Source organism: Collinsella aerofaciens, assembly GCF_001404695.1.
Lineage (GTDB): Bacteria > Actinomycetota > Coriobacteriia > Coriobacteriales > Coriobacteriaceae > Collinsella > Collinsella aerofaciens_E.
This window is the reverse complement of sequence record NZ_CZAQ01000045.1, coordinates 1-13943: the sequence shown is the minus strand read 5'-3', so window position 1 is coordinate 13943 and position 13943 is coordinate 1. Positions and strand designations below refer to the sequence as shown.

Annotated in this window: 9 protein-coding genes; 6 read left to right on the top strand and 3 right to left on the bottom strand. The window is 51.3% G+C overall.

Annotated elements, in window-relative coordinates; translation table 11 throughout:
• Positions 1-550, bottom strand: a 550-nt coding sequence (locus tag AQ996_RS08995; protein WP_148315928.1) for a sugar nucleotidyltransferase, incomplete at its 3' end; no start/stop codon positions are given.
• Between the two features lie 581 nt (positions 551-1131).
• On the opposite strand from AQ996_RS08995, the gene AQ996_RS08985 reads away from it, so the two are divergent.
• The 3 genes from AQ996_RS08985 (at position 1132) to AQ996_RS08975 (ending at position 6165) form a co-directional block, all read left to right on the top strand.
• On the top strand, positions 1132-1557 hold the full coding sequence (locus AQ996_RS08985) for a hypothetical protein (protein ID WP_055252554.1): 426 nt from the start codon (positions 1132-1134) through the stop codon (positions 1555-1557).
• 381 nt (positions 1558-1938) lie between these two features.
• A complete protein-coding gene (locus AQ996_RS08980; RefSeq protein WP_172674637.1) occupies positions 1939-4422 on the top strand; it encodes a glycosyltransferase family 2 protein in 2484 nt (827 codons plus the stop codon).
• Positions 4423-5397: 975 nt separating this feature from the next.
• A complete protein-coding gene (locus AQ996_RS08975; RefSeq protein WP_055252552.1) occupies positions 5398-6165 on the top strand; it encodes a phospholipase D-like domain-containing protein in 768 nt (255 codons plus the stop codon).
• A 306-nt stretch (positions 6166-6471) separates the two neighbouring features.
• On the opposite strand, the gene AQ996_RS08970 is transcribed toward AQ996_RS08975, so the two are convergent.
• Entirely contained in the window at positions 6472-7113 is a 642-nt protein-coding gene (locus tag AQ996_RS08970; RefSeq protein ID WP_147357375.1) for a transposase, read from the bottom strand.
• A gap of 273 nt (positions 7114-7386) precedes the next feature.
• Between AQ996_RS08970 and istA the strand changes: the two genes are divergently transcribed.
• Positions 7387-8193 (top strand): IS21 family transposase, encoded by an 807-nt coding sequence (istA, locus tag AQ996_RS08960; RefSeq protein ID WP_055252549.1) that lies wholly within the window; start codon positions 7387-7389, stop codon positions 8191-8193.
• Between the two features lie 31 nt (positions 8194-8224).
• On the opposite strand, the gene AQ996_RS08955 is transcribed toward istA, so the two are convergent.
• Positions 8225-10279 (bottom strand): DUF2142 domain-containing protein, encoded by a 2055-nt coding sequence (locus tag AQ996_RS08955; RefSeq protein ID WP_055252548.1) that lies wholly within the window; start codon positions 10277-10279, stop codon positions 8225-8227.
• Between the two features lie 873 nt (positions 10280-11152).
• On the opposite strand from AQ996_RS08955, the gene AQ996_RS08950 reads away from it, so the two are divergent.
• Entirely contained in the window at positions 11153-12154 is a 1002-nt protein-coding gene (locus AQ996_RS08950) for a glycosyltransferase family 2 protein (protein ID WP_055252547.1), read from the top strand.
• A gap of 1 nt (position 12155) precedes the next feature.
• Positions 12156-13736, top strand: coding sequence for a glycosyltransferase-like membrane protein (locus AQ996_RS08945; RefSeq protein ID WP_055252546.1), 1581 nt, complete (start codon positions 12156-12158; stop codon positions 13734-13736).
• Positions 13737-13943: the final 207 nt, after the last annotated feature.

Sequence of the window (13943 nt, the reverse complement as noted above, 5' to 3'; positions counted from 1 at the left end):
CGGCCACGTCGCCCGGGTAGAAGTACAGGCCGGTGACGGCATAGGAGCTCTTGGGCTCGGCGGGCTTCTCCTCGATGGAGACGGCCCTGCCCTCCCCGTCGAACTCCACGACGCCGAAGCGCTCGGGGTCGTCCACGTGGTAGCCGAAGACCGTGGCGCGGCCCGACTCGGCGTTCTGGACGGCGCGCGTCAGGTGGCGGGACAGGCCGTTGCCGTAGAAGATGTTGTCGCCGAGCACCAGCGCGCACGGCTCGCCGGCGATGAAGTCCTCGCCGATGGTGAAGGCCTGCGCAAGGCCGTCCGGCGAGGGCTGCTCGGCGTAGGACAGGTTCACGCCGTAGCGCGAGCCGTCCCCAAGCAGGCGCTCGAAGTTGGGCAGGTCGGTCGGGGTGGAGATGACCAGGATATCCCGGATGCCCGCCAGCATGAGGGTGCTAAGCGGGTAGTAGATCATGGGCTTGTCGTAGACCGGCAGCAGCTGCTTGCTGGTGACGAGCGTGAGCGGGTACAGACGCGTGCCCGAGCCACCCGCGAGGATGATGCCTTTCATAGGTTGGACCTCCAGAGTTGGGTGTACACAGATGATATAAGTATACGCGAGGCCGAACCTAGGTTGCAGAACTGCACAAAAGAAGGACGGAGAGAGCCAAGCATGCAGCCTCTTTGGTTCACGTCCTTACGGACCACAAGACTCCAACCATTGGACCATATTTGGTCCAATGCGCTGTTCAGTTAGCCATTGACACAAACACGCACTACAGGGTCGCGGACGAGCTGGATGAGGCGGTGGGCACATAACGGCGTGCGAGGTGACGGAGCGCCTCTACATCCACTCGTACCAAAACCTAGGAGACGGGGAGGTTGCTGGGGTCATTGAGCGAAGGGACGCCCTCTCGTCTCGAGGGACAGACCCCGAGGAGATATGGGCGAACTCGTTTGCCGCCGCGCTCCTCATGCCGGCACAGGTCGTAGCGAAACTCTGGGCGGGCAATTGTAGCATCGGTGAGATGACGGACATACTCGACGTATCCGTAACCGCCGTGGGCCATAGGGTGGAAAACCTTGGGCTGCGATAGCGCAGACCAGCGCGGAAGCAGGTCACCAAAAGGGACACAAGAGGCAATCGACCTCATGGGTTCGGCACAAAGGAGAGCAAACGTCTTCCCCATCGAAAGCGCCCATTTAGACGAGGTCAGGGTCGAATGCTCGAGCGAGGAGCGGGAACGGCGAGCCAAGGCGGCCCAGGCCGAGAGCGTGGTCAAGAGGATGGAGGCGGAGAACGACCTTCGGTCCGAACTCGGAAAGGCCGCGCTCAAGTGCGTCAAGTGGCAGCTGGTCGCATGCAACACCCTCGTCGTCGCGTACACCGCCCGTCTCATGTGGCTGCAGCGCGAAATCCCTACCGAGGTGATAATTTCCTGGATGGGCGCGACGACCGCCGAGATCATCGGAATACTCTGGGTGATAGCGAGGAGCCTGTTTCCGTTCCAGGACGAACACAGGTCCGCAGACCTGGAAAAGAGTGGCGGCGGCCGAATCGGCCACCCCAGGAGATAAGGGTCGCCCCAATGGCGGTTCTTTCTTTACGGAGGGGGCCGGGGGATTCGAACCCCCGGGCCTAGGACACACCTCGCACGTCACGTCAATCCGTTCGTTGGGCGCAGCCCCCGCCTAGGACCCTTGCAGCCCCTCCAACAAACAAGACAACTTTCATAATAACCCCCTTGAAGTCAATGGACCCGAAATGAGCAACGACTAGGAAGCAGAGCGCCGCGAGGACAATAACCTGAACCTCAACAGCGACAGAAAGCGTGATGTACGTAGATGTCCTCTTCGATGTTAACACAGCGGAACGGAGCGTCTGACGAACTCATAGCGACACATCTAAGAATGCCAGAAATCACGGAACTCCTCTCTGCATTTATAGCGAGACATGAAGTGAATAAGTACAATGAGCAGTGTCCAACAAACGAAAGGCAAACAATGCGAGTCGAAACAACCGGAGTATGCAGAGGAAACTGGAAAATCTACCAGCAACTTAAAATAGAAGGCATCCATGAAGGCTCCAGCATAAAAGCTCAAGCGGCAACGGATGACGACCGCCGCTTACCTTTGTCTCTTCTAAAATTCAAGGACAATAACGGCGAATCGAACTCATACGTTCTTGCATACGTTCTTGTAATCCCCGACCCCGATACCCGAGCCATTAAAATTGAGTTTAACGAAATCGGCAAAGACGGTTGCAACCTGAGCAGCGACTCCCTTTCGCTCAATTGCAAGAACATCAAATGGGAGTCGCGTCTTAACTACAAAATTAAACCTGACATGTGCAGCAAACTCCGAAATTACGATGACGTTTCAGAGTTTGAGATGGCGACGATTGATTTTTGGCAGTGCATCGAAGATTCAAACGAGTATATCCTGAGGTGCACGGTTAGAACACCGTACCGCAATGACTCGCAAATCAAACTTCGCTGCCTCGACCGGTTCCTCAATGAGGTTGGGCTGAGCATAGTCAATTTCGGTTCAAATGTAACGAGCGTTGGATTTACATCCGAGAAAAAGCAACTTGAAACGCAGCTCTCGATCCGCATGCCAAAGGCGTTTGATCGTTACTATTTTATTATTGACGATCAAAATCACCCATCATTCAGTGCATTTGACTGCTTAACGCCTGATAAATTAGGCTTGCTTCTTGAGGAGACCAACTTCCTCTTTACCCATGCGCAGTTTGACCCTGAATACCCCGAATGGTTTACAGAGCATAAGGCAACCATTGGTGCACTGGAGAAGCAGAGAAAAATCGTCTTCAATAGCGCTCCGAAATTCAGCATCATTGTCCCTCTTTACAACACGCCCATTTCGTTTTTTAACGATATGGTCGAATCCGTAAAAAACCAGTCTTATGCAAACTGGGAGCTCCTCCTAGTTAATGCAAGCCCTGACAATCAGGAACTAAAGGCTCGCGTTGAGCATGAGGTAGCCCGCGACAACAGAATTAAATCAATTACCCTTGCCGAGAATAAGGGCATTTCCGAAAACACAAATGCCGGAGTAGCTGCTGCTTCGGGCGATTTCGTCAGCTTCTTTGACCATGACGACATCCTTGAACCGGATTTGTTGTTCTCGTATGCCGAGGCAATTGAAAACAATGATAACGTTGATCTTCTTTATTGCGATGAAGACAAACTCATGCCCGATGGAAAGCTGGCACAGCCGTTCTTTAAACCGGATTTCAATATCGATTTACTCAGAAATAATAACTATATATGCCACATGCTTACCATCCGTAAGTCCCTTCTTGACACTCTAGAACCGAATACGAAAGAGTTCGATGGAGCCCAGGATCATAATTTGACTCTCCGGGCCGTTGAAAAGGCAAGGAATGTCCACCATGTTGCAAAAGTTCTATATCACTGGCGCCTAAGCGAAACATCAACCGCGGCTAATGCCGACAGCAAGCCGTATGCCACTATCGCAGGAATCAAAGCAGTTCAGAATCATTTGGACAGGCTTGGGCTCAATGCAAAGGTTGAACAGGCACGTCGTCCCTTTACATATAAAGTAACCTATGCCGCGCCAGATTCCCATCCGCTCGTTTCGATCATCATTCCAACCAAAGATTACGCTAATATCCTCGATAACTGCATTACGTCAATTGTCGAGAAATCCACATACGACAATTACGAGCTTGTGATAATCGAAAATAACAGCACGGAAAATGCGACGTTCGAGTATTACGATAAGTTACAAGCCAAATACCCTGATATCGTTCGTCTTGTTACCTGGGAGCACGAATTTAACTTTTCCAGGCTCATGAACTTTGGAGTGGCCCGTGCCAAGGGAAATTATCTCTTGCTGCTGAATAACGACACCGAAGTGATTACGCCCAATTGGATTGAAACTATGCTTGGCATCTGCGCACGCGAGGATGTTGGCGCAGTTGGTGCAAAACTCTACTATCCCGACAACACCATTCAACACGCTGGCCTATGCGTCACGGGCGGCGTGGCAGGACATCTCTGCCAAAGCATGCCAAAAGACAACTGGGGCTATTTTGCACTCAACGATGCGCAGCAAGATTTCAGCGCCGTCACGGCGGCTTGCATCATGACCAAACGAAGCGAATACGAAAAAGTCGGAGGTTTCACCGAAGAGCTTCAAGTCGCATTTAATGATGTTGACTTTTGCCTAAAGCTTCGCGAGATTAACGATCTGATTGTATACACGCCCGAAGTCGAGCTGTATCATTACGAGTCAATTTCTAGAGGCGTTGAAAACAACACGGACAAGCAGATTCGCTTCCACAAAGAGGTCGCGTACATGAATTATCGCTGGGCAAACTACTATGTCGAAGGCGATCCATACATGAACCCGAATTTCACCGTGGGAGAACCTGGAAATCGCTATTACCACTTGTGAGATCTAAATGCAGCCTCACAATAGGTGCAAGCAATATCATTGCATATAGATAAGGGGGACGGGGCCTCCATTCCCCCGCCCCCCTTATTGCGGCGACATAATTGTGAGTTACTGATTCCTTTTTCTGTATTTAGAGAAAGGAATCTCATTGACTGAGTAATCGTCTTTCTCCGTACCACTTATAACGCGCTTCAGTACCGCCATTCAAAAACGTGAAAATTGCCCTTCAGTACCGCCAGCGGCGCGCTTGAGTACCGCGCCCCAGCGGTCCGCCGCCTATACACTCGAAACGCCATACCATTAGTCGAGAGAAAGGAACAGATTATGGCAAGAAGGTGATTTCCGACGTTGATGACCTGCAAGCTTTCTCTGGAAAAGTTGCCCCTCTATACGATATGCTTCTCTCAAACAGAAAAGAAATTGTCGCTCTCATCGAGCTTCGTGACACTCTGCTGTCTAAACTTATGTCAGGTGAATTCGATGTCTCTAGTGTTGAGCTTTAAGGATAATTTCAGGCGGTGCCGATGTACTCAGTAAATGGTGTCGACTTGCAGAGCAGTGAGCTTGAGGGGTTGAATCTGCTAGTTGCGGCTGAGGGGGAAGTGAGGGTAGCGGTTTTGTTGCCGAGAATCACCTTCATCTCACGGGCGAGAAGTACTGTTTCATCGAAAAGTATATTGAGCTCTACAACGGCCTACACGAAGCGGGCTTGATAAAAGGCCATGGTAGCGATGGTGGATTCCTCTTTGGGGGAGTCACTCAAAGAGGATTTAATTTCGTAGATGATTACGCCACCGTTGTTGCCCTGAACAAAGAGGAGAAAAGGTAGCAGAAGCTTCATGATTACAAAATTGCTGCATTCGGAATTATCGGAGGCTTATTGAGTGGTGCGCTCGAAAGCTGGATGGTTGAGGCACTCAAAAACATCCTTGCTCCATGCAGCTAAATGCCTAGTTTCTTATGTTGGAGGATGTAATGGATGACGAATTATTCGTAAGGACTATGATTGAGGTCTTGAAATTCGATAAAAAGTATTCAGGGAAAAAAGACGACTTATTGCCCATACTCAGAAGAGTCACGCTGAATAGAAAACCCCAATGGGGGTTTGTGCGGCATGGGCGCCCTAATCAGCGATACGAAGATATTGAGCTGCGCATACCCGTACCCCTTCTGAATGAAGCCAATAATCAATATGACGATTTGTACGACATAATCAATTACGTGTACGAAGAAAGCGATGAGTATGCTTTAGGAGAATTGACCCTTCGCCCAAAGATTATTCAATCCGAAGATGTTGAATACACGGAACATGATGTCGTGTTTACCAATATTCAAGAAGAAATTATCCAAGGTATCCGGGATGCGCGGTATTCCATCTGGGCTGCAGTGGCATGGCTGACCAATCGGGCCTTTATAAATGAGCTCAGAGCAAAAAGGCAGCAAGGCGTTTCCGTGAGATTGATTGTCTCAGACGAGGATGCCAATCGTCCTTACTATGGCCAGCTTAGTGGTTTTGATACCGTTCTCATCTCGCGTTCTGGTTGGCGTGAATGGAACCGTATGCACGATAAGTTTTGTATCATTGATTTTGAGTACGTAATGCATGGCTCATACAACTGGACAAAGACAGCAGAACATAATGATGAAACGCTAGCGACCGCCATCGATAGAGATTACGTAAAGAAATTCTCTGATGAATTTGTTCACCTTTACCGTAAAGGGAGAAAGTTGGATATGGCCTAACCGTTACTTGATAATGCAAAGGTAAATAATCATTTGTTGCTCATGGCAATAGAGATGCCGGATCTGAGCGCCTTGTCGAGTTTTGAGATTTCTGCTGTTCTCTATGGAAATGTTGAGACGTAACGAGAGGTGTGCAATATCTCGATTCATCCGATCGGTTGCGCGTCGTTTATTCTTGAGTAATAGACTTTCTCCGTTCCACCTGCAACGCGCTTCGGTAGTATCATCCAAAAATGTGAATATTGCCCTTCGGTACCGCCCGCGGCACGCTTGAGTACCGCTCGCATCCGCGCACGCGTGTTTGTGTCAACGGTCAACTGAACACTGTGGCACGCCGCCCCAGAACTCGTACATGTGCACGTGGCAGCGCAGCCAGGTGCGCTCCCTCATGTCCAGCGTCGGCTCGAAGTAGGCCTTCTGGCTGAACGGGAGCACGCCGACGAACAGGTAGATCTTCGAGACCTCCCCGGTGACCGGGTTCACCAGCCCCCTGCCGACCGTCGGGCCGGACCAGTCGACCTCGCAGGACACGCCGGCCTTGTGCTCGATGCGCTTGGTCAGGTTGTTCGCCACGGTGTAGTCCCCGTAGCGCTCGCAGAACCTGGTGTAGCCCATGGCGACCATGTGCTCGCGCGAGCACTTCGACTTGTACTCGTCGTGCAGCAGGCGCAGGTTGACGCCGACCTTCGCCATCTCGGCGTGCACGTAGGACCAGTCGGGCTCCTCGAAGACGCTCTCGCGCGCGTTGCGGTCGGGGTAGAACAGCTCGTAGACCCGCTCGTCCCCCATACCCTTCACCTGGTCCCAGGTGATGCCGCGATCGTCCGCAATGTCGAACACCTCGCAGACGCTGCCCATGGACATGTGCCTGGTCTTGGCGATCGACCTCCTCGACATGCCCTGGTCGCGGAGCTCCATTATGAGCTTCGCCCTTATCTTCCTTGCCATGTGGTTTCTCCTTCCGTGGATCGGTTGCATGGCAAGCCGATTCTACGGGCGGAGGAGGGGCGATACGGAAATGGCGGAACGGGCGATACGGAAGGAGCGAAACGTCTGGATGGGAAGCGATACGGAAAGCGCGAAACAGGTGCTACTCAGAGCGCGCAATACTCACCGCCCGCGGCGCGCTTCAGTACCGCTCGCATACGCGCCCGCGCCCCACCGGTCCGCCGCCTATACGATCGAGACGCCATACCGGTAGTCGAGAGAAAGGAATGGATCATGGCGAGAAGGATACCGGCGAGGGAGGTGCCCAGGCTGAGGTCGTCGAACCTATCGCTCAACGCGATCGCCGCCGCGCTGCACGCGTCGAAAGCCAGCGTCTCCGTCGTGCTCAGGGCCGCGGCCGAGCACGACGTCGCCTGGGAGGAAGCGGAACGGATGAGCGCCGGGGAAGTGTACGCCCGCCTGTTCCCGGAGCGCGAGCAGCCGGGGCCGGTGTACCCGGACCCGGATTGGGACGCGGTCCACGCCGAGCTCGCGAAGGTCGGCGTCACGCTCAGGCTCCTGCACGGCGAGTACCGCGAGGAGTGCGCCGCGCGGGGCGAGGCGGCCACGTCCTACGACCGCTTCTGCAAGCGGTACAGGCAGTTCACGGTCAGCAGGAACGTCGTGAGCTGGGTCGGCCGCAAGGCGGGCAGGAACATGGAGGTCGACTGGTCCGGTCCGACCATGTCCCTCGTCGACCCGGCGACCGGCGTCGTCTCGAAGGTCTACCTGTTCGTCGCCCGCCTGCCCTTCAGCAGGTACAGCTACGTCGAGCCGGCCCTCGACATGAAGCAGGACACCTGGCTGCGCTGCCACGTCCACGCGTTCGAGTTCCTCGGAGGCGCCACCCCGTGCATCGCGCCCGACAACCTCAAGACCGGCGTCACCGCCCACCCGAGGGAGGGCGAGGTCGTGCTCAACGCCGCGTACGAGGACCTCGCCGCCCACTACGGGTCGGCGGTCATGCCGGCGAGGGTCCGCAGGCCCCGCGACAAGGCGACCCGGCGTCGTCGACCTCCTCGGTCAGCCACTAGTCTATAACCAGCAGCTCGCCGCGTGGCTGGCCACCAAACTACCAGATTACTATGAAATAATACGAACATGCTGCGGAGAAAAAAACCATAATTGACGTAAGAAGCAGCATAGTTATTCTTGTCGTGCTTTCTTCCTTTATCAATTTGCCTGAATTACTGATCTGTATGCCCCCTGTAGAAAAAGAAGGGGCAAGCAAGGCAGCGTATAGCAACAGCGGAGTAAGGTATCGTGCTTGACAACCTGCAATGGTATCCGATCCAACTGATGTAAAGCTCACATATAAAGCCGTGCAAACAAGAGCAATCGATGATGCGACTATAGTAAGAACCCACAACCTACCACACAGGCTCAATCCAAAAGTCTTCGTTTTTGGACTATCAATTAAAGATCCAACGACGAGAACCGTAAAGGGCAAGGCTGAGCTCCATTGCAACACAACCGGAAGAGAGACGCCCATATAAGAGAATGAAAGCGAGTACATATCGGAATTAACAGGGGAAATATAGCCCAATATGAAGTTGATGAGCGTGTATGCGTAATCCAACGGATGAGAGAGAATATACGCGATTTGACCTGACGCACTAACATCAGATCCCCCGCGGGCATCCCCTGCTTGCGCATCAGCGCTAAATAGCATTGGCAACACAAATGATAAAACCATTACGAGCCCGAAGGCGACTACGAAACCGATATAGCGTTTGTAAGCGGTGCGCGAGGAAAACTTGGCTCGGGGCATAAGAAGTAGCAGACCAATGACTGGAAAGTAAATTGCCTTTGGAGCAAGCCCTAGGAATAACGCAGTGACGATTTTTAGCAGGCTTTTGATTGTAAGTCGCTCGAGCGGACGGCTAATTTCTCTCACTACCAAAGCAGCTGCAAGCATGAGAAATGACGTCACAACAGGATCATACGAATAATTTGAAGCGAGAAAAATACTCGTCGGAAGAAGACCAATGAGCATCATGGACAACTTTTTAGTAGGGATAATACGGATGGCGAAAGCAACAACTACTGCATATGAAATAAGGTTGCCCATCTTACCAAACATGAAGCTCACCAAAATTGGAACATGGAATACGCGAGCTACCCACAGACCGATTGCCGATGGAACATACCCGAATGTGGAGACCGTAGTGAGGCTGCTTTTCGATATGGGCGATGCAAAACTTGCCTGCTCCATATATTCGCCCGACTGTTCAGCAGAAGCACCCGCTTCAGCGACCTCATCCACCGACTCGCGGAGCAATTCATGGTCTAAATTCACCGCAGCCCAGGGCTTGGTGACGAGCAGTTGATCCGCGTATGAATACTCCGAATGTCCTAGGTATGACAAACCGAGAGCCCTGTCGTAATGAATCTCGTCATCCCAAGAAATCGCGGTTACCGGAGGTGCGATGAAAACTAAGAAAGATCCCAATAGTAGGCAAGAGCTGAGAAAAAAAAGCTCGACCCTTCCCTTCTTCCAGAAATAAAAGAACGCACCAACGCCGACAAGGAACAAGCAAATCAACAGATAAGTTAAACGACCCGCAACTACACCGATTATCTTAGAGACAAAGTAACTAGGCACCAAGCAAATTATTGCGACAAAGAGGGTCATCAGCGTGACACCCGGAATAGAGTAGACAAACAGTTTGCCAATAGACCTTTGATACGAATGCCCTGAAGGCCCGATCTTGGGAACCGCGGCGTACGAATTGGAGACATGTACGATTATGCAGCCCGAAATAGCGACGAAAAAGATTAGAATACGTCGCTTGCTCCAATCTGATAACTCTAACGGGGTAGACAACGGCGCTCCCCAAAGCGTAAACACCTCAAGAAGAATGGCACCTATAGCGCTTAACCCAATGATACAAGCGAGCATCTTGGGAGAAGAAACGCCATATTTGGTCTGTTTCGGAGTCCTAAGAAAGAAATGATACGAATAAGCAATGAGTACAGCTCCGACAAACGCAGCCAGGGCATAGACAAAAGCCGCGGAAGGACGTAGCTTGATAAAGGCCAGCGACGCAGCAGATAAAACGCCGACGAGCAACGCGGCAATTACCCCAATATCCGCCTTACTCAGATCGGCCTTCCCAATAGTCATCTTTCTTTATCCTCCAAACCTCAAGCGGGGCTAAGGGCAGTTTCAGAGTTTTCCCCTCACTTGCTATTCTGCACTGGTTAGTATCGATACAGCATGCCTGGGCTCAATCGATTTCTCATCATCTGATGATACAGTGAGCCCTCTTGGCTATTTGCTCATTCTCAAGTTCTTGTTCCAAGATTAGCAACATCCCGCGCAATTTTGAACGGCGCCTTGCAAGGCATGCCCTAGACGCAATAAATAAGATGAGAATTACACATGAAGCGGAAAACCAAATAATCAGAGAGGCAATGGTGCTATCCGCAGAAATCTCACCATTGCCTCCCTTGTACCATTCTGAGAAGGCCCAGCCGATAGTAGCTCCCGGAAAACCCATGCCACTGACATAAGCGAAACGATCTCGCCGTCCCCATTTGCGGCATCAAGCAGTGCAAGCAGGATTCTTACTTACTGCGCCAAACCAAGCTCCATCTTTTGAGGAGCCTCGGATGTGCAGCTTGAACAAAAAGAAATTCTAACCAAACGCCTCCCGGAAACTTTCTTATCGTTGTTACTCATTTTGAGCTCATACTCCGCACAGCCCAAAATCCCAGAATCGCCGTGACATCGTTTATGCGAAAGCATATCCGGGATTTTTATATTTAATATCCCTAACACACTCCCCAACTCGCCTGCAGCGCTACGTATCTTCTTGATCGTCCAATCACTTCATAAGCGCAAGCTATTCAACGCGAGAATTCTCGCGGCGTTTCAGTTTGGGGATTTTTACCATGGTTGATTCGTCAGGAGATGACGAGTCTAGCACCGGGGCTGCGCCGCGAGGTGGAGTATAATCACTTTTCGTTGAACGTTTTGTCCGTGAAAGGCAAGTGCATGCAAAGCGATGATACTCAGACTCCGTCCCCGAAGCCGATTCTGTGGATGGTCATTCCTTGTTACAATGAGGAAGCTGTCTTGCCGGAAACATCTGGGACGTTTTTGTCTGAGCTCAGCGGATTGATTTCGGCCGAAATCGTAAGTGATAAAAGTAGCATTCTGTTTGTAGACGATGGGTCGAGTGATAGCACATGGACCATCATTGAAAGACTCTCAAACGACGATGCTCATTTCAGGGGAATATCACTGTCAAGAAATCGAGGTCATCAGAATGCCCTTCTTGCGGGGCTTATGGAAGCGCGTAAGTACTGTGACGTCTCCATTTCTTTGGATTGCGACGGGCAAGACGATATCTCGGCCGTATCTAAAATGATTGAAAAGTACCTGGACGGTAGTGACGTCGTATATGGCGTTAGAAACGACAGGTCTACCGATACGTTCTTTAAAAGGATGACTGCGGAGGCTTTCTACGGCATGATGAAAGAGATGGGGGTAGATACCGTCTTCAATCATGCAGATTATAGGCTCTTGAGCCTTGCCGCTCTGGATGGGTTGTCGGAATATGGAGAATCAAATCTGTTCTTGCGCGGAATGGTTCCGTTGATTGGGCTTCCCAGTTCAACCGTTGAGTACTCGCGCGCAGCTCGCGTTGCGGGTGACAGTCACTATCCCCTACGAAAGATGATCGCTCTCGCTGTTGACGGGATAACGAGCCTTTCGATTAAGCCTATCCACCTAATTAGCGCGGCGGGCGCTGTAATTGGCCTCGTTGGCCTATTGGGGACCTTTTGGGCGATCCTCTCTTATTTCTCTGGGGCGACGGTTTCGGGCTGGACGAGTACCATCTGTGTCATCTTGTTTTTGGGTGGCACGCAACTCCTGAGCCTCGGTGTTATCGGCGAGTATGTGGGCAAGGCGTATCTTGAGACAAAGAGTCGCCCGCGCTATCTAATCGAAAAGAGAACGTATGAAAGCAACCGACGAAACCTAAGGGGCTAACGTGGTCGAATCTTGTCCTGAGACACGTGGAGTCGTTAAGATTCCGTGGTTTTTGCGTTTTGGCAGATGTGTCGCTTTGGCGTATTTCTCGCTTGCCCTGCTTGCCGTTGCTTTCCTTGCCCCGCGCCTGCCTTATGCCTGCAAAGGGGAGGAGGCATCCCTTTCTTTACCTAGTCTGGCTGTGGTTGTGATAGTGGGGCTCGTTGTCTCTGTGGCATTGGCTAAGAGACGGCCAAAGGCGAACGTGGACTTCCTTGGTCTTCAAATGTTTAGACGCGTTAGCATTTCATTGGCCGTGGTAGTTTTCGTGCTTCAAATCTGCCTAATCAATAGCATATATTTTGAGACAGGCTGGGATGTCGGTGTGCTGATGTCGGGGTTGTCCGATGAGGGAGCCACGCTGGATTATTTCTCGCGCTATCCCAACCAGCTGTTTTTGCTTTTTATCTTCAAGACTGTGGGCCACTTTTGCCAACTTATTGGATTCCAAAACGTATACCTCATGCTTGACGTGGTGGGAGCAGCGTGTGTTACTTTGGCTGTTGTTCTGACCTCCTTTGTTGTGGCGAGGCTGGCGGGTTTTGGTCCTGGGTACTATACGCTTGCGTTCGGCTGTTTGTACTTGAGCTTCTCTCCTTGGATTGCGGTTCCTTATTCAGATACGTATGGAACTATCTGCCCCGCGCTGGTCTTGTTTCTGTACAACAATACTGGCCGAAGCCCGTTACGCACATTCGGCATGCTCTTTTTCGGCGTGGTCGGATACTTTATTAAGCCTACGGCCATCTTCGTTGTTGTCTCAATTGTGCTTATAGAGGCTGCATGCGCGATAAGTCGTCGAAGGTTTGTCGTTGACGGGCAGTTGGATTGCTCTCAAATCAAATCGCTCTTTTTCCAATTCGCTGCGATCACATGTGCTCTTGTTCTCTCGTTTGGCGCCAACTCACTCGCAAGGGAGGCGGGTCCGGTGATTGACGCCGATAAATCCTTTTCGATGGCTCATTTCTTGATGATGGGATTTAATGACGAGACTTATGGGTGCTACTATGAAGACGACGTTATCTATTCCGCCTCATTTGGTAGCCAACAGGATAGATCACATGCAAATTTCGAAAAGTGGGCTGAGAGGTTAGAGTCTCTGGGTCCCCAGGGTGTTTTGAAGTTGATGGTCCAGAAGACTATTTCGAACTATTCGGACGGTACTTTTGCGTGGGCTGCTGAAGGAAACTTTTTTTTGAGTACTCCTCATTCTGACAACACGCTGTCAAAGTTCTTTGGAGAAGACGGCTCTTTCACGCTGTTCCAGGTTTTTGCCCAGCTTTGCTGGATGTTTGTCCTGGTCGGTATGTGTCTGAACTGGCTGAAGTTCCCTAGATCAAAGACGGAGTATGTGGTTTTATGTTCGGTGTTCTTGCTCAGCGTGTTTTTGATGCTGTTTGAGTGCAGGGCCAGGTATATGTTTCTCTATTCTCCATTTTTTATTGCGCTCGCGGTGCTTGGATGGAGAAACCTGATTGATGTGTTTGCGAAGCGATTCTCGGAAAACAGACTGTCTGGCCGAGAAAGACTCCGCGGGGTTTAACTTGCGGCGAGAAACCTCTTTCTAGACCAGTAGTTCTACATCATAACAACGGCTATGGCGGCAATCTTTAACTATTCTGTAGTCCAGGTTCGCCAAGTAGGTTCTAATCCAGATCGCGTCGAAAATGTTGGTGTAAGGGTGACGCCCTAGCGTCCATTTAACGAAGAACGGCCTTCGTCCTAGAATCTGAAATCACCACAACAACAG

Coding starts and splice junctions, on each gene's coding strand:
- AQ996_RS08975 (WP_055252552.1), top strand. CDS start 5,398: ATGGATGACGAATTATTCGTAAGGACTATGATTGAGGTCTTGAAATTC.
- istA (WP_055252549.1), top strand. CDS start 7,387: ATGGCGAGAAGGATACCGGCGAGGGAGGTGCCCAGGCTGAGGTCGTCG.
- AQ996_RS08950 (WP_055252547.1), top strand. CDS start 11,153: ATGCAAAGCGATGATACTCAGACTCCGTCCCCGAAGCCGATTCTGTGG.
- AQ996_RS08970 (WP_147357375.1), bottom strand. CDS start 7,113: ATGGCAAGGAAGATAAGGGCGAAGCTCATAATGGAGCTCCGCGACCAG.
- AQ996_RS08985 (WP_055252554.1), top strand. CDS start 1,132: ATGGGTTCGGCACAAAGGAGAGCAAACGTCTTCCCCATCGAAAGCGCC.
- AQ996_RS08955 (WP_055252548.1), bottom strand. CDS start 10,279: ATGACTATTGGGAAGGCCGATCTGAGTAAGGCGGATATTGGGGTAATT.